Origin of the sequence: Actinosynnema pretiosum, assembly GCF_002354875.1 — a bacterium.
Lineage (GTDB): Bacteria > Actinomycetota > Actinomycetes > Mycobacteriales > Pseudonocardiaceae > Actinosynnema > Actinosynnema auranticum.
Map to the genome: position 1 here is coordinate 6025358 of NZ_CP023445.1, position 20570 is coordinate 6045927.

Genomic DNA, 20570 nt, shown 5'->3' on the forward strand with positions numbered 1-20570 from the left:
CGTCGCAATGATCGATCACGGAGGGCGAGAACGCCAGGCGATCTTGCGAAAAGATCGGCGCGCGTTCGGATGATCACTCAGAGTTGATCGGGGTTTCGGGGGCGAAATCGTTGCGTCAGGCCAATTGCACGAGTTCCAGGTACTCCGCGGACCAGTGGTCCTCGGTCCCGTCCGGCAACAGGATCACCCGCTCGGGCTCCAGGGCCTCGACCGCTCCGGGGTCGTGCGTGACCAGCACGACGGCCCCCTCGTAGCGGCGCAGCGCGTCGAGCACCTGCTCGCGGCTGGCCGGGTCGAGGTTGTTGGTGGGCTCGTCGAGCAGCAGCACGTTGGCCGCGCTGGAGACCAGGCCCGCCAGCGCCAACCGGGTCTTCTCGCCGCCGGACAGGGTGCCCGCGGGCTGGTCGAGCTGCTCGCCGCTGAACAGGAACGTGCCCAGCAGCGACCGCAGCTGCTGCTCCGGCACGTCCGGCGCGGCGTGCCGGATGTTCGCCCACACCGACGCCCCGTGGTCGAGCGTCTCGTGCTCCTGCGCGAAGTAGCCGAGCTTGAGGCCGTGACCGGGGACGACCTCGCCGCTGTCGGGGGTCTCCATGCTGCCGATCAGGCGCAGCAGCGTGGTCTTGCCCGCGCCGTTCAGGCCCAGGATGACCACCCGCGAGCCGCGGTCGATCGCCAGGTCGACGCCGGTGAACACCTCCAGCGACCCGTAGGTCTTGCTCAGGCCCTCGGCGGTCAGCGGGGTGCGCCCGCACGCGGCGGGCTGCGGGAAGCGGATCTTGGCGACCTTGTCGGCCTGCCTGGTCTCCTCCAGCCCGGACAGCAGCTTCTCGGCGCGGCGGGCCATGTTCTGGGCGGCGACGGCCTTGGTGGCCTTGGCGCGCATCTTGTCGGCCTGGGCCATGAGCGCCCCGGCCTTCTTCTCCGCGTTGGCCCGCTCGCGGCGGCGGCGCTTCTCGTCGGCCGAGCGCGCCTCCAGGTACTTCTTCCAGCCCATGTTGTAGGTGTCGACCTCGCCGCGCGTGGCGTCGAGGAACCACACCTTGTTCACCACGTCGTCGAGCAGCTCCACGTCGTGGCTGATCACCACGAGGCCGCCGTCGTGCGACTTGAGGAACCCGCGCAGCCAGGCGATCGAGTCGGCGTCGAGGTGGTTGGTGGGCTCGTCGATCAGCAGGATCGTGCTCGACTTGGCGCCCACGCCCGCCTCGGAGGCGGCGAACAGGATGCGGGCCAGCTCGACGCGGCGGCGCTGACCACCCGACAGGGTGCGCAGCGGCTGCGCGAGCACCCGGTCCGCCAGGCCGAGGTTCGCGCAGATCCGGGCGGCCTCGCTCTCGGCGGCGTACCCGCCGAGCGCGGAGAACCGCTCCTCCAGCCGCCCGTAGCGGCGCACGGCGGCCTCCTGCTCGGCCTCGTCGGCCAGCTCCGCCATGGCGGTCTGCGTCTTCTCCATGTCGCGCACCAGCTGGTCGAGGCCGCGCGCGGACAGCACCCGGTCCTTCGCGATGACGGACAGGTCGCCCTCGCGGGGGTCCTGTGGCAGGTAGCCGAGGTCGCCGGTGCGCCGCACCTCCCCCGCGTACGGCTGACCCTCGCCCGCGAGGACCCGCAAGGTCGTGGTCTTGCCCGCGCCGTTGCGGCCGACGAGGCCGATCCGGTCGCCGGGCTGGACGCGCAGGGTGGCGTCGGACAGCAGGATGCGCGAACCCGCGCGCAACTCGAGATCGGTTGCGGTGATCACTTCAAGGCTCCGGGATAGGTGGAGAGGGCGTGGGACGACGGGGGCGGCTCGGCCGCACTCACTCGATCAGGATCTCCACCCGGCCAGTCTACGGGTCGAGGTCCCCGGATCGGTCGACCTGTGGCCCTTGCCGCTGCCGAAGGCAGGGGGGCCGGAGCCCGGTTCGGGGGCAGCCGGGGGGCGCGCGGGCGGAATAGATTGCTCGACCATGACTGACTTCGCGGGCAAGACGGCGCTGGTGACCGGGGCCAGCAGGGGGATCGGCCTCGGGATCGCGCGCGAACTCGTGGCGCGCGGCGCGGCGGTCGCCATCACCGCGCGCAAGCCGGAGCAGCTGGCCGCCGCCGCCGCCGAGCTGGGCGCGCCCGACCACGTGCTCGCCATCCCCGGCAACGCGGGCAGGGCCGAGGACCGGGAGGAGGCGGTGGCCAAGGTGGTCGAGCGGTTCGGCAGCCTGGACGTGCTGGTCAACAACACCGGCATCAACCCGTCGTTCGGGTCGCTGATGGACGCCGACCTGGAGGCCGTCAAGAAGATCTTCGACGTGAACGTGGTGTCCGCGCTGGGCATGGTGCAGCTGGCGTGGAAGGCGTGGATGTCCGAGCACGGCGGGTCGATCGTGAACGTGGCCTCGGTGGGCGGGCTGCGCTCGACCGGGGTGATCGCCGCCTACGGGGCGTCGAAGGCCGCGCTGATCCGGCTGACGGCGGAGCTGGCCTGGCAGCTGGGGCCGAAGGTGCGGGTGAACGCGGTCGCGCCGGGCGTGGTGAAGACCAAGTTCGCCGAGGCGCTGTACACCGGCCGGGAGGAGGACGCGGCGGGCGCGTACCCGCTGGGGCGGCTGGGCACGCCGGAGGACGTGGCGTCGCTGGTGGCGTTCCTGGCGTCGGACTCGGCGTCGTGGGTGACCGGCGAGACGGTGGCGGTGGACGGCGGGCTGCTGGCGACCGGCACGCTCGGCTGAGCCCGGCGGGGGGCGCACCCGCGGCGGGCGCGCCCCCGGTCACCGGCCTGGCGCCGCGGGCGAGGTCGCGGGGCCCGTGGTGGTGGCCGCGGGCGCGCCCGAGCTCGGCGCCCCCGTGTCGCCGGTGGTCGTGGCCACGCCCACCGGCGTCGTCGTGGGCCCGCCGGGCGCGGTCGTCGGGGCCGACGTGGTCACCGGGACCTCGGCGGGCTGCTGCACGTCCCCCTGCGCGCCGCCGAGCCCCAGCGCGACGACGGTCACCAGCGCCGCCGTGCCCAGCCCGGCCCCCAGCACCGCCCGCCCGCGCGCCCGCTCGGCCCGCGCCCGCGCGCCGCGCCGCAGCACGTCGGCCGCGCCGAAGGCCACCGGTCCGCCCGGCGCGTCCCCCAGCTCCGCGAAGGTCTTCCTGAGCTCGTCCTCAAGCATTCCGCGACACCTCCGGCCACAGCTCGGCGAAGTCCGCCCCCAACCGACGGCGCAGCGCCGCCAGCCCGCGCGAGGTGTGGCTCTTGACGGTGCCGCTCGTGCACCGCAGCGACCGGGCGACCTCGTCAACGCCCAGGTCGTGCCAGAACCGCAGCACGAGCACCGCCCGCTGCTTGGCGGGCAGCGCGTCCAGCGCCCGCCACAGCACCACCCGGTCCTCGCTGAGCTGCGCGGGCACCCCGACCTCGGGCAGCTCGTCGGTGACCCGCTCCCGCTTCCACCGCGCCTTGCGGCGCTCGCCCAGGAACGTGCGCACCACGATCTGCCTGAGGTAGGCGTCGACGCCGTCCCGGTGCGCCATCCTCGGCCCGGCGAGGTAGAGCTTGAGGTACGCGGCCTGCACCACGTCTTCCGCCTCGTGCCAGTTGCCGCACAGCAGGTACGCCGTGAAGCGCATCGCGGCGGCGGACCGGTCGAAGTGCCGGGTGAACTCCGCGTCCCAGCTCACGCCGTCAGTTCCCCCGCTGGTCGGGGTGGGTGGTGGCCTGCGGCGAGGTCTCCGGCACGGGCGGCTCGGTCAGCGTCACGCCGGGGCCCGACGAGGGCTCGGGGGTGACCTGGACCGGCGGGCTCCACGTGGTCGCCTGCGGCGAGGTCCCGACAGGGCTCGTCGCGGGAGCCGAGGTCGCGGGCGCCAGCCCGCCGCCCTGCCCGGAGCCCTGCCCGGAGCCGCTGGCGAGCGCGGGCAGCGCCATCAGCGCCCCGCCGACCACCACCGCACCGGCCATCACCACCAGTCGAGTGCGCACACCTGTCTCCCGCGTCCGGTGGCGCCGCCGTCCGGCAGCGCCCTCACCCCCACCAACGCGTCGGGGCGCTCACCCGGTTGTCACGGATTTCCGCGGACCCGCGCTCGACGCCCCTCAGGGCGCCAGCGCGACCCACACCGGCAGCGGGTGCCCGCTCTCGGCGGGCGAGAGCCGCTGCACCGGCCCGAACCCGGCCTCGGCCAGCTCCTCGGCGACCTGCTCGGACGAGAGCACCCGGTGCTGCGTGGACACCGAGCCCGCGACCTCCCAGGACGCGGGCCCGCGCACCAGGCGCACCACGTCGAGCGAGTACGACCCGCCGTCCGGGGCCCAGTCCCACAGCTGCACGGTCACCTGCCGCTCGTCCCCGCGCCCGAGCACCCTCGGCGGCGGCGCGGTGGGCCGCAGCCTGCTCAGCCGGTCCAGCTCGGGCACCGCCGCGACGAGCAGCCCGCCGGGTCGCAGCACCTCGCGCGCCGCCCTGAGGGCTTGCGGCAGCGCGTTCTCGTGCGCGAGCCTGGGCAGCAGGTCGTCACCGGCGCGCACCACGTCGACGGGGCGGTCCGGGCGCGCGCGGGCGATGTCGAGCAGGTCCACCACAACCGGGTGGGGCGTCCCGAGCACGGCCGCCGCCACCTGCGCGAGCTGGTCGTCCGGGGCGAGTTCCTGGTCCTGGGCGGCGGTCACCGGCCACACAGTAGGGCTAAGGGGTCACTCGTCAAGCGGCTACCCGCCCCGCAGGGGGAGTTTTGTTACCGGCGAGTTGACTTCCTGCGAACTCACCGTGCACACCACTTGACAGACCGATGCCCTAGCAGTGAACTCGTAACCCGTATGGCCCAAGCATTGACTCCTCCCGGCAGGCGACGGCGGACTGCGTTGGCGGGTAGGGTCACTGGGGCGTGATCTCATGACAGCGGGGAGTCACCATGACCAACGCTGCCGGTCGACCCAACGTGTCCGTCGACGAGCTCGACTCGACGGGCCACGGCAGTCTTGCGCAGCTTCTGACCACCGGGCCGTTCCCGGAGGCGCTGAGGGCAGCCATCAAAGCGTCCCGGCTCAGCCTGGACCGCATCCAGCACCGGCTGGCGCTCCGCGGGGTCACGATCAGCGTGGCCACCCTGAGCTACTGGCAGTCGGGGCGCCGCCGCCCCGAGCGGCCGGAGTCGCTGGAGGCCCTGAGGCACCTGGAGACCGTGCTCGGCGTGCCGTCCTCGGGCCTGTCCGCGCTGCTCGGACCGCCGAGGCCGCGCGGGCGCCGCTCCCGCCCGACCACCATGATGCCGATCGACGCGCTGTGGTCGCGCCGCGAGCGGGTCGCGAACCTGCTCAGCAAGGTCGACACCAGCTCCGACGTGAAGCTGGGCCGGATCAGCCAGCACGACCGCGTGGAGATCGCCGCCGACGGCGGGCAGCGGTCCGTGTGGGTGCGGCAGATCCTGCGCGCCGAGCAGGACGGCCCCGACCGCTGGGCGCTGGTGTTCGAGACCGAGGAGTCCAACGTGCTGCCGCAGGTCGTGAACCTGCGCAACTGCCACCTCGGCCGCGTCGTGCAGGACCCCGAGGTCAACATCATGGCCGCCGAGATGATGTTCGAGCGCCCGCTGGCCAGGGGCGAGACGCTCATCATGGAGTACGAGCTGCTGTTCGCCGAGGGCCACTACCCGCCCGGCAACAACACGTTCGCCCGCAAGTTCCGGCTGCCGGTGCGCGAGTACGTGATCGAGGTGCGGTTCGACCCCGGCTACCTCCCGTCGCGCTGCCAGCAGTTCAGCGTGCCCGCGGGCGACGACAGCCCGTCGCGCCGCCGCAACCTCGCGCTGGACAACGCGGGCGGTGTGCACGCGGTCGCGCTCGGCTTCGGCCCCGGCGTGTTCGGCATCCGCTGGGAGTGGCCCCAGTAGTCCCACCCGTTGGGAAGGCCCCCGTGGGATATCCCACGGGGGCCTTCTTCGTCACAGCAAGGCTTCCAGGCGGGCGAAACCGCCCGGAACGGACACCGGAATCCCGCTCAGCGGACGCCGGGGCCCCGAGCGACCGCGGTCCCGGAACCCACCTCCGGGACCGCGGCGCCCAGGGTCACCCGCGCCCGATCACACGTACCCGGTCACCTTCAGCGCCACGTCGCGCACCGAGCCGGTGTCCGACGCCGCCGAGTCGACGACCTTGAACGTCCACGTGCCGTCCGCCGAGCCGTTCAGCAGCGGAGCCAGCGGCGTCACCGGCCGCCACGACCCGGTGAACGGCGCCTGCGCGCTCGTCACCGAGGAGAACGCCGCCGCCGCCGAGTCGTCGAACACGACCTGGCACAGGTTGTTGCCCGAGCTGCCGTGGCGCTGGAACAGCGTCGCGCTCGCGCCGGACGGCGAGGTCAGCGTGCCGACCAGGTCGCCGACGTAGCTGTGGTCGATGCCGACGGTCGTGGCCTTCTCCGCCGTCGTGCAGGTCTCGCCACCGATCACGAACTTCAACGACGACAGCACGCCCACGCCCGTCACCGGGATCTGCACCGAGACGCCCGCGGTGCTGCTGTCCGGGATGGCCGTGACGCCGGTGAACCCGAACGTCTTGACCTCGCTGGACGGCTCGCCCACCGGCAGCTGGAACACCGAGGCCGTCGGCGAGGTGGCGCCCGCGTAGGTCACGCGCGCCTCCAGCCTCACCACGGACCCGATGGTCTGCGAGGCGGGGACGGTCACCTTGAACGTGCCGGTGAGCGTCTGGCCGGGGTCGACGTTGCCGTAGTACTTGGACCGGGGCGCGATGCTCACACCCGGCGTCGGCGAGGTCAGCACCACGCTGGTCGACGCGGCCGTGCCGTCACCGGTGTTGGCCACCGGCAGCGTCACCGTCGCGGTCGTGCCCGGCTTGAGGTACCGGCTGCCGTCGCCGTCGTTGGTGATGGCGGGCGTGGCCGCCTTCGCCAGCGGCTGCGGGCTCGCGCCCGTGTAGTCCAGCGCCAGGTCGCCGCGCACGATGCCCGCGCCGGTCTGGTTGTCCGCGCCGGGCGCCGCGATGTCGATCGCGGTGCCGACCAGCGCGGCCCGCACCTCGGCGGGCGACAGCGTCGGGTTGCCCGACAGCACCAGGCCCGCGATGCCCGCCGCGTTCGGCGCCGCCGCCGACGTGCCGAAGAACGGCTTGAACCCGGCCACCGACGTGTTCACGCCGTCCGCCGCCGTGATGTCCGGCTTCTGCCGCACCTCGGGCGCGGGCGAGCCGTCCGCCGCGAAGAACACCCGGCGCGGGCCGTCGGAGGTGAAGCGCTCCGGCTGCTGCGCCGAGGTGAACGAGCCGGGGAACGGGCCGGTCGGGTTCGCCGGGTCGCCCGGCTCCAGGTCGAACGACAGCGCGGACGCCGCCGGGGCCGCCGCGACGCTGATCGCGCCCCTGGCCGCCGAGTGGCCGCGCGAGACGCCCGGCGTGGCGAAGCCCTTGAGGCCGTCGGCCGAGTCCTTGAACCGGCCGCCGAGCGCGCTCAGCGCCAGGTACTTGTCATCGCCCCGGAACTTCACGACCGCCAGGCGCAGCCCCGAACCCGAGGCGGGCGTGTCGATCCGCTCGTACGGGCTCTGCGTGCCGTCCTGGATGTTCTGGCTGAACGAGACGACCGCGCCCGCCGAGTTCACCAGGTACAGGTCGTAGTCGTTGAACGACCGGTTCAGCGGGTCCGCCCAGAACAGCGTCACCGGCACGCCGGTCGAGTAGGCCGACAGCGGGTTGAGGACCTGCTTGGCGTTCGGGGCCGGGTCGAAGTCGTGCGCGGTGCCCGCGAACTTCCCGATGCCCACGCCCGAGTCGACGAACTGGCCCTCCCAGTGGCCGGAGGTGCCCGCCGCGACGCTGCCCTCGTTGCCCGCCGAGGAGAAGTACACCGCGCCGTCGGCGGCGACCGCGTCCACCGCCTGCGCGATGATCCCGTCCTGGAACGGCGACTCGTTGAAGTACAGGACGTCGTCGACGATCACGTCGCAGCCCGCCTGGAAGCGCAGGGCCCTGATGTTGTCGGCGAAGCTCGCGTCGCCGTTGAACGCCGTGGCGAAGCCGAGCTCCGCGTTGGGCGCCACGTCGTGCAGGATCTCCAGCATCGCCGTGCCCTCGTCGCCGGAGCCCTCCTGGCCCGGCAGCACGTCCACGGCGGGCAGCTCACCGGCCGCCTGCGACACCGCGAGCGAGCGCACGCCGTCCGACAGCGCGCACAGCTTCACGGCGGTGCCGGTGACCCGGTGCTCCTGGCGCGCGGTGTCGGTGGCCTGCGCCCGGTCGCCCTCGGAGGTGACGACCGCGTCCGCGCCGACCCGCTCCAGCGCCTCGCGGGTGCGCCGCTCGACCTCGGCGCCCCGCTCCTCCTTCGACTGCTTCGACTCCTCGGAAGCCTTGTCCCGCTTGGACTTCGCGTCCTGCTGGTGGAAGGTCTTCGCGTCCGCCGCGGTCTCCACGCGCCGCACGTCGGAGCGGCCCGCGATCGTGGTGAGCGACGCCAGCGGCAGCTGCGCGCGGATCGTGGCGCCCTCGGTCGAGACCGACCGGACCGCCCCGCCGGCGGACTTCACGGCGTTGACGAGGTCGTCGCTGACCTTGTGGGCGCGGATGTCCACCAGCACGGCGGACCCGTTCTGAACCTCTACCCCCGTCTGCACCGAGGGGAGCTTGGCCCGCGTCCCCGCGTCGGCGCGTCGTCGCTGCTCGACCACCAGGGAGCTGTCCACTTTGGACTCCGCCGGGGAGGCGGACTTCTTGATCTCCTGCAGGGCCGCGATCTGCGCGGCCGTCGTGTCCTCGACACCCCTGCTCGCCTTGGGCGGGTCCGCCGCTGCCGGAGCCGTCGAACCCAGCAGCAGCGCTAACGCCGCGGAGCCCGCGATGACCAGGGTGTCGCTTCTTCGGGACCGGCGTTTCGGTGAGCGCACAGGCGTCTCCCCCACGTTGATGCGTGCCCCGACGCACGCGGCCGACGATCGGATGTCACCGATCGAGGGGTCAACGTATTGGCCAGCCCCGATTACCGTCTGCGGCCGTTCAGGCTACTTGCCGCAGTTACCCCGTACATCACAGTTCACAGAACGAAGGCGTCTGTCCAGAGTTGCCCGGTTCGTCCGGACAGGGCCTCCAGCAGCGCGGACGCCTGGTTGTCGGTGAGCGAGGCGGTGAAATCCACGACCGCCCGACCGCGCGCGAGCGAGCGCACCGCGTCCGGCCCCGACGGTTTTTCACCGGTAGCCCCAACGAGGGCCGCCGGATCGTCCGCGGCCAACCGGGCGTACTCCTGCTCGGCCAGCTCGACCAGGTCGTGCAACCGGCGCGGCAGCCTGCCGACCTCGTGCCGGTCGGTCACCCACTGCTCCAGCGCCTCCACGAGCGCCGTGAGCAACCGGGCCTGGCCGCGCTGGTGCAGCGCGAGGTCCGGTCGCAGCAGGACGAACCGCCGGTGCACGAACTTGAGCACCTGCACCTCGTGCCACTGCGCCTGCGCGAGCACCACGTGCCCGGACCGCGTCGTGGGCTCCTCCAGCACGCCCACCGCGTCCACGAGCCTGCGCGTCCACCGCGCGGAGAAACCGGCCACCGCCTGCTCGGCCTCGGTGGACCCGTCGAACGGCACCGCGAGCAGCCCGTCGACCAGCTCGGCGCGCACCTTGGCCACGGCGGCGGCGAACACCTCGTCGTCCACCGCCCACGAGTCCTTCAGGTGCAGCCGACGCCGCAGCGCCTCCAGCGACCGCCCCGGCCGCCGCTCCTGGGCCTCCAGCTCGGCCGCGCTCAGCGAGGCCAGCTCAAGCCCCTGCTTGAGCCAGGTGCCCAGCTCGGCGGCGACGGTGGCGTGCTGGAGCACCCCGACCCGGTAGAAGTCCTCCAGGTCGTGGATCGCGTAGGCGATGTCGTCGGCGGTGTCCATGATCGAGGCCTCGACGGTCTGCTGCCACGACTCGACCTTCCCGTCGAACGGCAGCCGCGCCCCGAGCACGTCGTCCATCTCGGTCACGTAGGCGGAGAACTTCCCCGACCCGGTCCCCGGCGCCTCGGACGGCTCGGCCGCGCCGCGCGGCGGCGAGGCCATGTCGCGCGGGTGCGGGTCCGGGTAGGACAGCCGCGTCCACGGGTACTTGAGCATCGCGGCGCGCACCGCCACCGTGAGGTCCAACCCCACCGCCTCGGGCCCGCGCACGTCCGTGGTGGTCACGATGCGGAACGACTGCGCGTTCCCCTCGAACCCGTCCGACAGCCCGAACCGGTGCCGCGCGATCCGGTCGAGCACCTGCTCCCCGAGGTGCCCGAACGGCGGGTGCCCGAGGTCGTGCGCCAGGGAGGCGGCCTCCACGACGTCCGGGTCGCACCCCCCGAGCTTCTCCAGCACCCCACCCAGCTCGGCCCGCGAGCAGAGCCGCTCCGCGATGGCGCGGGCGGCCTGCGCGACCTTGAGGCTGTGCGTGAGCCGGTTGTGCACCAACAACCCCGACCCGGTCGAGCTGACCACCTGCGTGACCCCGCCGAGCCGCGAGAAGAACGGCGACGAGGCCACCCGGTCCCGGTCGACCCGGAAGGGACTGGAGGCGAGATCGGCGGCCGTGGTCCCCTCACCGCCGGAACGGCGACTGGCCCGCGGATCGGTCTGGTCCTGGTGCATACGGGGCAACCTAGTTCACCGGGGTTGCGGGGAGCTCGCGGGGAGCGGGGACGGGGGCGACACCCGTGCGGCGCGTTCGCGGAGGCCCGCCCCGCGGGCGGGGCGATGCCCCTAACGTGTGACGGACCACCGCAGGTTGGAGGTCCCGTGACGGGCGCGCGCTCCACCAACACCGCACCGGGCAGCCGGGGCACCGTGATCCAGGCGGGCGTGCTCCGGGCAGGCGTGATCCACAGCGGTCCGCACGCGACCACCCCGCCCCCGCCCCGCCCGCGCCAGCTCCCCGCCCCACCGGCGGGTTTCACCGGCCGCGCCACCGAGCTCGCCACCCTCACCGCGGCCGTGGGCAGGACCACCGCGTGCACCGTCTCCGGTCCCGCCGGGGTGGGCAAGACCGCGCTCGCCCTGCACTGGTCGCACCGGTCGGCACACCTCTTCCCGGACGGCGGGCTGCACGCCGACCTGCGCGGCTACGACCCCGACCACCCCCTGTCCCCCGACGACGTCCTGACCGACCTCCTCCAGGCACTGGGCGCCCCCACCACCGGCTCGCCCCAGGCCCGCGCGGCCCGCTACCGCACCCTCCTGGCCGACCGGACCCTCCTGGTGGTCCTGGACAACGCCGCCCACCCGGACCAGGTCCGCCCCCTGCTCCCCGGCGCGGGCCGCAGCCTCGTCCTGGTCACCAGCCGGGACCGGATGACCACCCTGCGCTGCGCCGCCCACCACATCGCACTCGCCCCACCACCGGGCGCCGACGCGCTGGCCTACCTCCGCACGACCCTCGGCCCCCGCGCCGCGCGGGAACCCGCCGCCGCGCGAGCGCTCGTGCGCACCTGCGGACGCCTCCCCCTGGCGCTGGCCATCACCGCCGAGACCGCCGCGCTCCGCGCCAGGACCCCGCTCTCCGCGCTGGTCGCCGAACTCGCCGACGAGCGCCACCTCCTCAGGGCAGGCGCCGACGACCACAACCTGCGCACCGTCTTCTCCTGGTCGCTCAAAGCCCTCGCCGACCACGACCGCGCCCTGTTCCACGCGATCGGCCTGCACCCCGGCCACGACTACACCCCCGGCGCGCTCTCCGCCCTCTCCGGCCTCAACCCCGCCGAGCTGCGCCGCGCCGCCGACGCCCTGCTGCGCGTTCACCTGGTCGAGGAGAACGGCAGGGGCGGGTTGCGCGCCCACGACCTGGTCGCCGCCTACGCGCGGGACCTGGCCGCCGAGCAGCTCCGGCCCGCCGCCGCCAGGGCCGCGTTCGGCAGGCTGTTCCACCACTACCGCCGCCTGCTCGACCGGGCCGCCACCGCGCCCCCGAGCACCTGGTCGACCTGGCTCACCCAGGAGCGCCACACCCTGGAGGCCGTCGCGGAACGCGCCGAGTCGCACCTCCCGCACCCCACCGCCGGCGCCCTCCGGCACACCCTCGGCGCGCTCCACCGAACCCAGCACGACCTGAGCGCCGCGCTGCGCCACCTGACCAGGGCGACCGCCCTCCTCGGCACCACCCGCACCCACCTGGACCGGGCCGCCGCCGAGCTGGAAGCGGGTCGCCTGGAGGACGCCCGCCGCTGCCTGGAGCACGTCCGCGACGGCCCCCAGCGCGGTCGGGCGGGCGCGCTGGTCGCCGAGGCCCGGCACCTGAGGGCGCTGGTGTCGCTGGCGAGCGGCCAGCTCCCCCCGGCCGTCCGCAGGGCACTCGACGCCGCCCGCGCGTTCACCGCGCAGCACGACCACCACGCCGCCGCGACCTGCACCCTGACCGCGTTGACCGGCATGTGCGAGGGCGCCCGGCTCGCCCCTGGGGCCCGGTGGATCTGGTCCGTGGACCGCGCGCTCCTGACCGCCGACTCCTTCACCGCCCAGGACCTGCACCCGCAGGCCGACCAGGCCACCCTCCTGGCCGCGCGCCTGCTCATCGCGCGCGGCTCGCTCCCCGCCGCCCGCGCCCTGCTGGCCCGCGTGCCCCCGACCTCCCCGCTGCACGCGCTGTGCGCCGCCGAGCTCCTCGAAGCCCGAGGCGACCACCGGGCCGCCCTCGAACTGGCCCTGACCGCGCCACCCCACCCGTCCGGCCCGCTGAGCGCCGCGCACACCAGGCAGCTCGGTGACCTGGCGCTGCGCGCGGCACTCGCCGAACACCTCCCGTGGCAGGTCTTGCGGGTGCGCGAACCACCGGGCCGCCCCGCCCCGTCCCCCCGCTCGCTGAGCACCGCGCTGGGCGACCGGGCGCTGGTCGTGCTCGCCTGCACCGGCCACCGGCTGATCGCGATCGTCGTGGTCTCGGGGGCCGCGCACACCGTCGACCTGGACGAGCGCGCGGTCACCGAGGGCGCCGCGAGGCTGCGCCGCGCGCTGCACGCCACCTCCGCGGTGACCTCCCCCAGGCTCGCCCGAGCCGCGCACGCCCTCGCCGAGGAGGCCGCCGAGGCCCTGGACCGGGCCCTGCTCACCCCGCTGCTGCGCAGGATCACCGGCCACGACCTGGTGCTGAGCCCGCACCCGGACCTGGTCGACCTGCCCTGGCCGGTGCTGCCCTCGCTGCGGCGCACGCCCGTGGTCGTCACCCCGTCGGCCGGAACCTGGTGGGCCGCCCGGCGACGCCCCGCGCGCGAGTCGCGCCGCGCCCTGGTCATCGGCCCGACCCCGGACCTGCCTGCGGCGAACGCCAGGGAGATCGCCGCGCGCTACCCGATCGGGGAGGTCGTCACCCCCACCCGCCGCTTGGTGCTGGGCGCCGCCGACGGCGCCGACGTGCTGCACCTGTCCGTGCGGGCCGGGCGCTCCCAGGAGAACCCGGTGTTCTCCGGCATCCGCCTGGACGACGGCGTGCTGCTGGCGCACGAGTTCGGCGAACTGGACCAACCGCCCGACCTGGTCGTCGTGCAGCACGCCAGGCTCGACTACGCGCGCGGCCTGCTGGCGGCCGGGGTTCGGGTGGTGATCGCGGTCGGCGGCTGCGCCGGGTTCGACGTGCTGTGCGAGCTGCACGACGCGCTCGCCTGCGGCACGGCTCCCGCCAGAGCGGTCACGGAGGTGGTGTCCAAGGACCCGCTCCGGCGTCCCGTGGTGTGCCTGGGCGTCGGCGAGTGAACGCAGAAAAGCCCTGTGGGGCGCACGGAAAACCGTGCGCCCCACAGGGAAAAAATGTTCGGCGGCGTCCTACTCTCCCACACCCTCACGAGTGCAGTACCATCGGCGCTGGAAGGCTTAACTACCGGGTTCGGAATGGGACCGGGTGTTCCCCAACCGCAATGACCACCGAAACACTATGAAGATAACCAACCACACAGCACCACCCATCGCGCCCAACCCCCACCAGGGAGCCAGTCAGCGACCGGTGATGGTCGGTTCGGTTCCTTCAGAACCGCACAGTGGATGCGTAGCGTCTTCATGACAAGTCCTCGGCCTATTAGTACCGGTCAACTCCAACCATTACTGGCCTTCCATCTCCGGCCTATCAACCCAATAGTCTCTTGGGGGCCTTAACCCACAAAGGGGTGGGACACCTCATCTAGGAACGAGCTTCCCGCTTAGATGCTTTCAGCGGTTATCCCTTCCGAACGTAGCCAACCAGCAATGCCCTTGGCAGGACAACTGGCACACCAGAGGTTCGTCCGTCCCGGTCCTCTCGTACTAGGGACAGCCTTCCGCAAGTATCCTACGCGCGCGGCGGATAGGGACCGAACTGTCTCACGACGTTCTAAACCCAGCTCGCGTACCGCTTTAATGGGCGAACAGCCCAACCCTTGGGACCTACTCCAGCCCCAGGATGCGACGAGCCGACATCGAGGTGCCAAACCATGCCGTCGATATGGACTCTTGGGCAAGATCAGCCTGTTATCCCCGGGGTACCTTTTATCCGTTGAGCGACCACGCTTCCACAAGCCATGGCCGGATCACTAGTTCCGACTTTCGTCCCTGCTCGACCTGTCGGTCTCACAGTCAAGCCCCCTTGTGCACTTGCACTCGACACCTGATTGCCAACCAGGCTGAGGGAACCTTTGAGCGCCTCCGTTACTCTTTGGGAGGCAACCGCCCCAGTTAAACTACCCACCAGGCACTGTCCCTGATCCGGATCACGGACCGAGGTTAGACATCCAGTACGACCAGAGTGGTATTTCAACGACGACTCCACAACCACTGGCGTGGCCGCTTCACAGTCTCCCACCTATCCTACACAAGCCGAACCGAACACCAATACCAAGCTATAGTAAAGGTCCCGGGGTCTTTCCGTCCTGCCGCGCGTAACGAGCATCTTTACTCGTAGTGCAATTTCGCCGGGCCTGTGGTTGAGACAGTCGAGAAGTCGTTACGCCATTCGTGCAGGTCGGAACTTACCCGACAAGGAATTTCGCTACCTTAGGATGGTTATAGTTACCACCGCCGTTTACTGGCGCTTAAGTTCTCAGCTTCGCCCCGAAGAGCTAACCGGTCCCCTTAACGTTCCAGCACCGGGCAGGCGTCAGTCCGTATACATCGTCTTGCGACTTCGCACGGACCTGTGTTTTTAGTAAACAGTCGCTTCTCGCTGGTCTCTGCGGCCGAAAAATCCTAGCCCGCAAGGGGCTTCAAATCCCTCGGCCCCCCTTCTCCCGAAGTTACGGGGGCATTTTGCCGAGTTCCTTAACCACAGTTCGCCCGATCGCCTCGGTATTCTCTACCTGACCACCTGTGTCGGTTTGGGGTACGGGCCGCGTGAAAGCTCGCTAGAGGCTTTTCTCGGCAGCATGGGATCACTCTACTTCGCCTCAATCGGCTATGCATCACGTCTCAGCCTCAATGCCTGGCGGATTTGCCTACCAGACGGCCTACACGCTTACACCAGTACTACCACTCACTGGCGGAGCTACCCTCCTGCGTCACCCCATCGCTTGACTACTACAAGTTCGGTTCCCGCGCTCCACGTCACCGATCATCCGAAGAATCACGATGGGCTTTGGGCGGTTAGCATCACAAGCCTCGCCATGGGCGCGTTCACACGGGTACGGGAATATCAACCCGTTGTCCATCGACTACGCCTGTCGGCCTCGCCTTAGGTCCCGACTTACCCTGGGCGGATTAGCCTGGCCCAGGAACCCTTGGTCATCCGGCGGCAGAGTTTCTCACTCTGCTTTCGCTACTCATGCCTGCATTCTCACTCGCACAGCCTCCACACCTGGATCACTCCGGCACTTCGCTGGCTGCACGACGCTCCCCTACCCATCAACACTTCCGTGTCAATGACACGGCTTCGGCGGTGTGCTTAAGCCCCGCTACATTGTCGGCGCAGGACCACTTGACCAGTGAGCTATTACGCACTCTTTAAAGGGTGGCTGCTTCTAAGCCAACCTCCTGGTTGTCTGTGCGATCCCACATCCTTTCCCACTTAGCACACACTTAGGGGCCTTAGCCGGCGTTCTGGGCTGTTTCCCTCTCGACTACGAAGCTTATCCCCCGCAGTCTCACTGCCGCGCTCTCACGTACCGGCATTCGGAGTTTGGTTGATTTCGGTAAGCTTGTGGGCCCCCTAGACCATCCAGTGCTCTACCTCCGGCACGAAACACACGACGCTGCACCTAAATGCATTTCGGGGAGAACCAGCTATCACGGAGTTTGATTGGCCTTTCACCCCTAACCACAGCTCATCCCCCAGGTTTTCAACCCTGGTGGGTTCGGGCCTCCACGCGGTCTTACCCACGCTTCACCCTGGCCATGGCTAGATCACTCCGCTTCGGGTCTAGACCACGCGACTCTGGCGCCCTATTCGGACTCGCTTTCGCTACGGCTACCCCACACGGGTTAACCTCGCCACGTAGCACTAACTCGCAGGCTCATTCTTCAAAAGGCACGCCGTCACCCCGTAAGGCTCCGACGGATTGTAGGCACACGGTTTCAGGTACTATTTCACTCCCCTCCCGGGGTACTTTTCACCTTTCCCTCACGGTACTAGTCCGCTATCGGTCACCAGGGAGTATTCAGGCTTAGCGGGTGGTCCCGCCAGATTCACAGCAAATTCCACGAGCTCGCTGCTACTTGGGAACACCACAAGGAGACGGAGAGTTTTCGCGTAAGGGGCTCTCACCCTCTACGGCCGCGCTTTCCAGACACGTTCCGCTAACGACTCCGTTTTATGACTCCTTGCCAGTCCGGCAGAACTGGCCAGTGGGTCCCACGACCCCGTACACGCAACCCCTGCCGGGTATCACACGAATACGGTTTAGCCTCTTCCGCTTTCGCTCGCCACTACTCACGGAATCACGGTTGTTTTCTCTTCCTGCGGGTACTGAGATGTTTCACTTCCCCGCGTTCCCTCCACACGCCCTATGTGTTCAGACGTGGGTGACCCCACATGACTGGGGCCGGGTTTCCCCATTCGGAAATCCTTGGATCTCAGCTCGGTTGACAGCTCCCCAAGGCTTATCGCAGTCTCCTACGTCCTTCATCGGCTCCTGGTGCCAAGGCATCCACCGTATGCCCTTAATAACTTGCCACAAAGATGCTCGCATCCACTGTGCAGTTCTCAAAGAACAAACCGACGCTGATCCTTCTCCGTCCACGCCTACCCGGTCACACTGACCGACTGGTTCGTGGGCTGGATCAGCCCGATCACTGAAAGACACTCACGTGTTCTCTCAGGACCCAACAGCGTACCGAACAGAAGCCTTGAACCCTCTGGAGACCCTTCCACGCTCTTACGAGCAGTACTAACTCTCCCGACAACCCGAGGTTCTGCATTAGCCAGCATCCACAATATTGAGCTCCACCGGTCGATCGTTCGCCGACCGCGTGGCCTCCACTGACAATCCGAAGACCGCAGTGCAGATGCTCCTTAGAAAGGAGGTGATCCAGCCGCACCTTCCGGTACGGCTACCTTGTTACGACTTCGTCCCAATCGCCAGTCCCACCTTCGACCGCTCCCCCCCTTGCGGGTTGGGCCACGGGCTTCGGGTGTTACCGACTTTCGTGACGTGACGGGCGGTGTGTACAAGGCCCGGGAACGTATTCACCGCAGCGTTGCTGATCTGCGATTACTAGCGACTCCGACTTCACGGGGTCGAGTTGCAGACCCCGATCCGAACTGAGACCGGCTTTATGGGATTCGCTCCACCTCACGGCTTAGCAGCCCTTTGTACCGGCCATTGTAGCATGTGTGAAGCCCTGGACATAAGGGGCATGATGACTTGACGTCATCCCCACCTTCCTCCGAGTTGACCCCGGCAGTCTCCCATGAGTCCCCGCCATAACGCGCTGGCAACATGGAACGAGGGTTGCGCTCGTTGCGGGACTTAACCCAACATCTCACGACACGAGCTGACGACAGCCATGCACCACCTGTACACCGGCCACAAGGGGGCCAATATCTCTACTGGTTTCCAGTGCATGTCAAGCCCAGGTAAGGTTCTTCGCGTTGCATCGAATTAATCCACATGCTCCGCCGCTTGTGCGGGCCCCCGTCAATTCCTTTGAGTTTTAGCCTTGCGGCCGTACTCCCCAGGCGGGGTGCTTAATGCGTTAGCTGCGGCACGGAGGACGTGGAAGTCCCCCACACCTAGCACCCACCGTTTACGGCGTGGACTACCAGGGTATCTAATCCTGTTCGCTCCCCACGCTTTCGCTCCTCAGCGTCAGTATCGGCCCAGAGACCCGCCTTCGCCACCGGTGTTCCTCCTGATATCTGCGCATTTCACCGCTACACCAGGAATTCCAGTCTCCCCTGCCGAACTCAAGTCTGCCCGTATCGACCGCAGGCTCGGGGTTAAGCCCCAAGTTTTCACGGCCGACGCGACAAACCGCCTACGAGCTCTTTACGCCCAATAATTCCGGACAACGCTCGCACCCTACGTATTACCGCGGCTGCTGGCACGTAGTTAGCCGGTGCTTCTTCTGCAGGTACCGTCACTTGCGCTTCGTCCCTGCTGAAAGAGGTTTACAACCCGAAGGCCGTCGTCCCTCACGCGGCGTCGCTGCATCAGGCTTTCGCCCATTGTGCAATATTCCCCACTGCTGCCTCCCGTAGGAGTCTGGGCCGTGTCTCAGTCCCAGTGTGGCCGGTCACCCTCTCAGGCCGGCTACCCGTCGTCGCCTTGGTAGGCCATTACCCCACCAACAAGCTGATAGGCCGCGGGTCCATCCTGTACCGCCGGAACTTTCCAACCCACCCCATGCGGGGAAGGCTCGTATCCGGTATTAGACCTAGTTTCCCAGGCTTATCCCAGAGTACAGGGCAGGTTACCCACGTGTTACTCACCCGTTCGCCGCTCGTGTACCCCGAAGGGCCTTACCGCTCGACTTGCATGTGTTAAGCACGCCGCCAGCGTTCGTCCTGAGCCAGGATCAAACTCTCCAATAATGAATGAGTTGATCGCTCGGACAACCACTGACATGAATTTGTCAGCTGTCCAGTAACAATCTCAAAGGAATCCTCTTGACGAGGATCATAATTTACTGGCTATTCGGCACGCTGTTGAGTTCTCAAAGAACACGCGCACACCATCTCAAGTCCGCGACGATCCGCGACCCGATCCGGGGCTGGTGTTTCAAGATTTTTCGCCCCGCTCCGTTCCGGTGTTTCCCGGCCCGTTCCGCGCTGGCAGAGAGAACATTACACAAGTCCTCCGCAGAAGTGAAATCGGGGGGTCCGGTCCGCCGTTGTCGCTGGTGGACGGGCTGCGGGCGCGGGATGCTGTCCAGGTGTCACCGAACCCCCGCGCGCGCCGCGCGCACCGATGGGGCGGGTACGCCGCCCAGTTATCCCTGCTAGCGGTCGTGTACTACCTCGGAGCGCGCCTCGGCGGGCTCCAAGAGGTGACCGCGGCGCCCGTCACCCCCATGTGGCCACCCACGGGTGTGGCGGTGCTCGCACTCCTGACCGGTGGTCCCCGCCTGTGGCCCGGCATCACCCTGGGCTCCCTCCTGGTGAACCTGACCGACGCGCCGCTCACGTGGTGGAACCTCGTGATCTGCGTGGTCGGCACCGGAGGCCCGCTCCTGGCCTACTACCTGCTCCGCCGCGCGGACCTGCAGCTGGAGCTCGACCGCACGCGCGACGCGCTCGCGCTGGTGTTCGTCGGCGCGTTCGCCGGGATGCTCCCCGGTTCCCTGCTCGGCAGCGGTTCCCTGCTGCTCGCGGGGGTGATCACGCCCGCGGAGTGGCTGCCCACCTGGGCGGTGTGGTGGACCGGTGAGGCCATGGGCGTGCTGGTGCTGGTCCCGTTCGGCCTGGCGATGCGCGGGCTCGGCCCGCTGGGCGAGCGCTGGCGCGCCACGACCGGCCGACGCGCCCTGGAGGCCGCGGCGCTGATCGTGACCACGGTGGGGCTGATGATGGTCACCTCGGGGACCAAGGCCAGACTGATGTTCCTGATCTTCCCCCTGCTGATCTGGGGGGCGTTGCGCTTCCAGCACCGGGGGGCCGCGCCGTGCGCGCTGATCGCCACGGTGTTCGCCTCGCGCGCGGCGGTGCTGAGCGCGGGCCCGTTCGCCGGGCTGGAGAACGCCCAGCAGAACATGCTGGGGTTGCAGGCCTACAACGGGACGGTGGCGCTGACCGGTCTGGTGCTCGCGGCGGTGATCGCCGAGCGGGACGCGGGCAGGGTCGCGATCGAGCGGACGGTGGAGCAGTTGAGCGCGGTGGTGACGAGCTACCAGCCACTCCGGCTGAGTGGCGGGATCGCGGACGAGCGGCGGGACGGCCGGGGCGTTCGGGGCGGCAGGAGCGGTGGGGGAAGCGGGAGCGGGCGGAGCGACCGCGCGGGCCTGACCGGCGGGAACGGGCAGGCAGGACCGGCGGTCGGGAACGGCGGGGCGGTTCTCCCCGGCCAGGCAGGCGCACCCGGCCAGACCCGCAACCCCGGCCAGGCAGGTGCCTCCGGCCAGACCGGCAACCCCGGCCAGACCGACGTCCCGGGCCAGCCCGGTCCGGCGGACGGGTCCGATCGCGCGGGCTCCCCCGCCGACCGCCCCGGTGAGGGCGGCCGGTCCGATCGCGCGGGTCGTCCCGGTCTGGACGGTCGGTAGACC

At 69.8% G+C, this 20570-nt stretch carries 11 protein-coding genes and 3 rRNA genes; 4 read left to right on the forward strand and 10 right to left on the reverse strand.

The window, feature by feature from the left end; genetic code table 11:
• Positions 1–115 precede the first annotated feature (115 nt).
• A complete protein-coding gene (locus CNX65_RS25515) occupies positions 116–1744 on the reverse strand; it encodes an ABC-F family ATP-binding cassette domain-containing protein (protein WP_096496033.1) in 1629 nt (542 codons plus the stop codon).
• Positions 1745–1952: 208 nt separating this feature from the next.
• Here CNX65_RS25515 and CNX65_RS25520 point away from each other — a divergent pair, with 208 nt between their 5' ends.
• On the forward strand, positions 1953–2708 hold the full coding sequence (locus CNX65_RS25520; RefSeq protein ID WP_096496034.1) for an SDR family oxidoreductase: 756 nt from the start codon (positions 1953–1955) through the stop codon (positions 2706–2708).
• Positions 2709–2747: 39 nt separating this feature from the next.
• Here the strand turns inward: CNX65_RS25520 and CNX65_RS25525 are convergent, their stop codons facing one another.
• The 4 genes from CNX65_RS25525 to CNX65_RS25540 all read right to left on the reverse strand — a co-directional run bounded on the left by CNX65_RS25525 (position 2748) and on the right by CNX65_RS25540 (position 4630).
• Positions 2748–3134 carry a hypothetical protein gene (locus CNX65_RS25525; protein WP_096496035.1) on the reverse strand — a complete coding sequence of 129 codons (387 nt, stop codon included), beginning with the start codon at positions 3132–3134 and terminating at the stop codon, positions 2748–2750.
• Positions 3127–3642: a SigE family RNA polymerase sigma factor gene (locus CNX65_RS25530; RefSeq protein WP_096496036.1), complete on the reverse strand. Its 516-nt coding sequence runs from the start codon at positions 3640–3642 to the stop codon at positions 3127–3129. The genes CNX65_RS25525 and CNX65_RS25530 overlap by 8 nt, the downstream gene beginning before the upstream one ends.
• Before the next feature lie 4 nt (positions 3643–3646).
• A complete protein-coding gene (locus CNX65_RS25535; RefSeq protein ID WP_157767858.1) occupies positions 3647–3943 on the reverse strand; it encodes a hypothetical protein in 297 nt (98 codons plus the stop codon).
• 114 nt (positions 3944–4057) lie between these two features.
• Positions 4058–4630 (reverse strand): class I SAM-dependent methyltransferase, encoded by a 573-nt coding sequence (locus tag CNX65_RS25540; protein ID WP_096498000.1) that lies wholly within the window; start codon positions 4628–4630, stop codon positions 4058–4060.
• Between the two features lie 242 nt (positions 4631–4872).
• On the opposite strand from CNX65_RS25540, the gene CNX65_RS25545 reads away from it, so the two are divergent.
• On the forward strand, positions 4873–5850 hold the full coding sequence (locus tag CNX65_RS25545; RefSeq protein ID WP_096496038.1) for a helix-turn-helix domain-containing protein: 978 nt from the start codon (positions 4873–4875) through the stop codon (positions 5848–5850).
• A 189-nt stretch (positions 5851–6039) separates the two neighbouring features.
• On the opposite strand, the gene CNX65_RS25550 is transcribed toward CNX65_RS25545, so the two are convergent.
• Together CNX65_RS25550 and CNX65_RS25555 are read right to left on the reverse strand one after the other, a co-directional pair.
• Positions 6040–8856 (reverse strand): S8 family serine peptidase, encoded by a 2817-nt coding sequence (locus CNX65_RS25550; protein WP_096496039.1) that lies wholly within the window; start codon positions 8854–8856, stop codon positions 6040–6042.
• A gap of 146 nt (positions 8857–9002) precedes the next feature.
• Positions 9003–10571: a deoxyguanosinetriphosphate triphosphohydrolase family protein gene (locus CNX65_RS25555; protein WP_096496040.1), complete on the reverse strand. Its 1569-nt coding sequence runs from the start codon at positions 10569–10571 to the stop codon at positions 9003–9005.
• A gap of 147 nt (positions 10572–10718) precedes the next feature.
• Here CNX65_RS25555 and CNX65_RS25560 point away from each other — a divergent pair, with 147 nt between their 5' ends.
• Entirely contained in the window at positions 10719–13661 is a 2943-nt protein-coding gene (locus tag CNX65_RS25560; RefSeq protein ID WP_096496041.1) for an ATP-binding protein, read from the forward strand.
• Positions 13662–13717: 56 nt separating this feature from the next.
• On the opposite strand, the gene rrf is transcribed toward CNX65_RS25560, so the two are convergent.
• From rrf to CNX65_RS25575, 3 genes are all read right to left on the reverse strand, one after another.
• A 5S ribosomal RNA gene (rrf, locus tag CNX65_RS25565) occupies positions 13718–13834 on the reverse strand.
• A gap of 126 nt (positions 13835–13960) precedes the next feature.
• Positions 13961–17041, reverse strand: a 23S ribosomal RNA gene (locus CNX65_RS25570).
• Positions 17042–17383: 342 nt separating this feature from the next.
• Positions 17384–18900, reverse strand: a 16S ribosomal RNA gene (locus tag CNX65_RS25575).
• The 16S, 23S and 5S rRNA genes sit together here, the layout of an rRNA operon.
• A 341-nt stretch (positions 18901–19241) precedes the next feature.
• On the opposite strand from CNX65_RS25575, the gene CNX65_RS25580 reads away from it, so the two are divergent.
• The gene (locus CNX65_RS25580) at positions 19242–20567 is read left to right on the forward strand and encodes an MASE1 domain-containing protein (RefSeq protein ID WP_269770710.1); all 1326 of its coding nucleotides are present in this window, start codon (positions 19242–19244) and stop codon (positions 20565–20567) included.
• The last annotated feature ends 3 nt before the right edge of the window (positions 20568–20570 follow it).

Bases quoted from the DNA above. Each gene is read 5' to 3' on its own strand.
- CNX65_RS25520 (WP_096496034.1), top strand. From the start codon at position 1,953: ATGACTGACTTCGCGGGCAAGACGGCGCTGGTGACCGGGGCCAGCAGG.
- CNX65_RS25525 (WP_096496035.1), bottom strand. From the start codon at position 3,134: ATGCTTGAGGACGAGCTCAGGAAGACCTTCGCGGAGCTGGGGGACGCG.
- CNX65_RS25545 (WP_096496038.1), top strand. From the start codon at position 4,873: ATGACCAACGCTGCCGGTCGACCCAACGTGTCCGTCGACGAGCTCGAC.
- CNX65_RS25555 (WP_096496040.1), bottom strand. From the start codon at position 10,571: ATGCACCAGGACCAGACCGATCCGCGGGCCAGTCGCCGTTCCGGCGGT.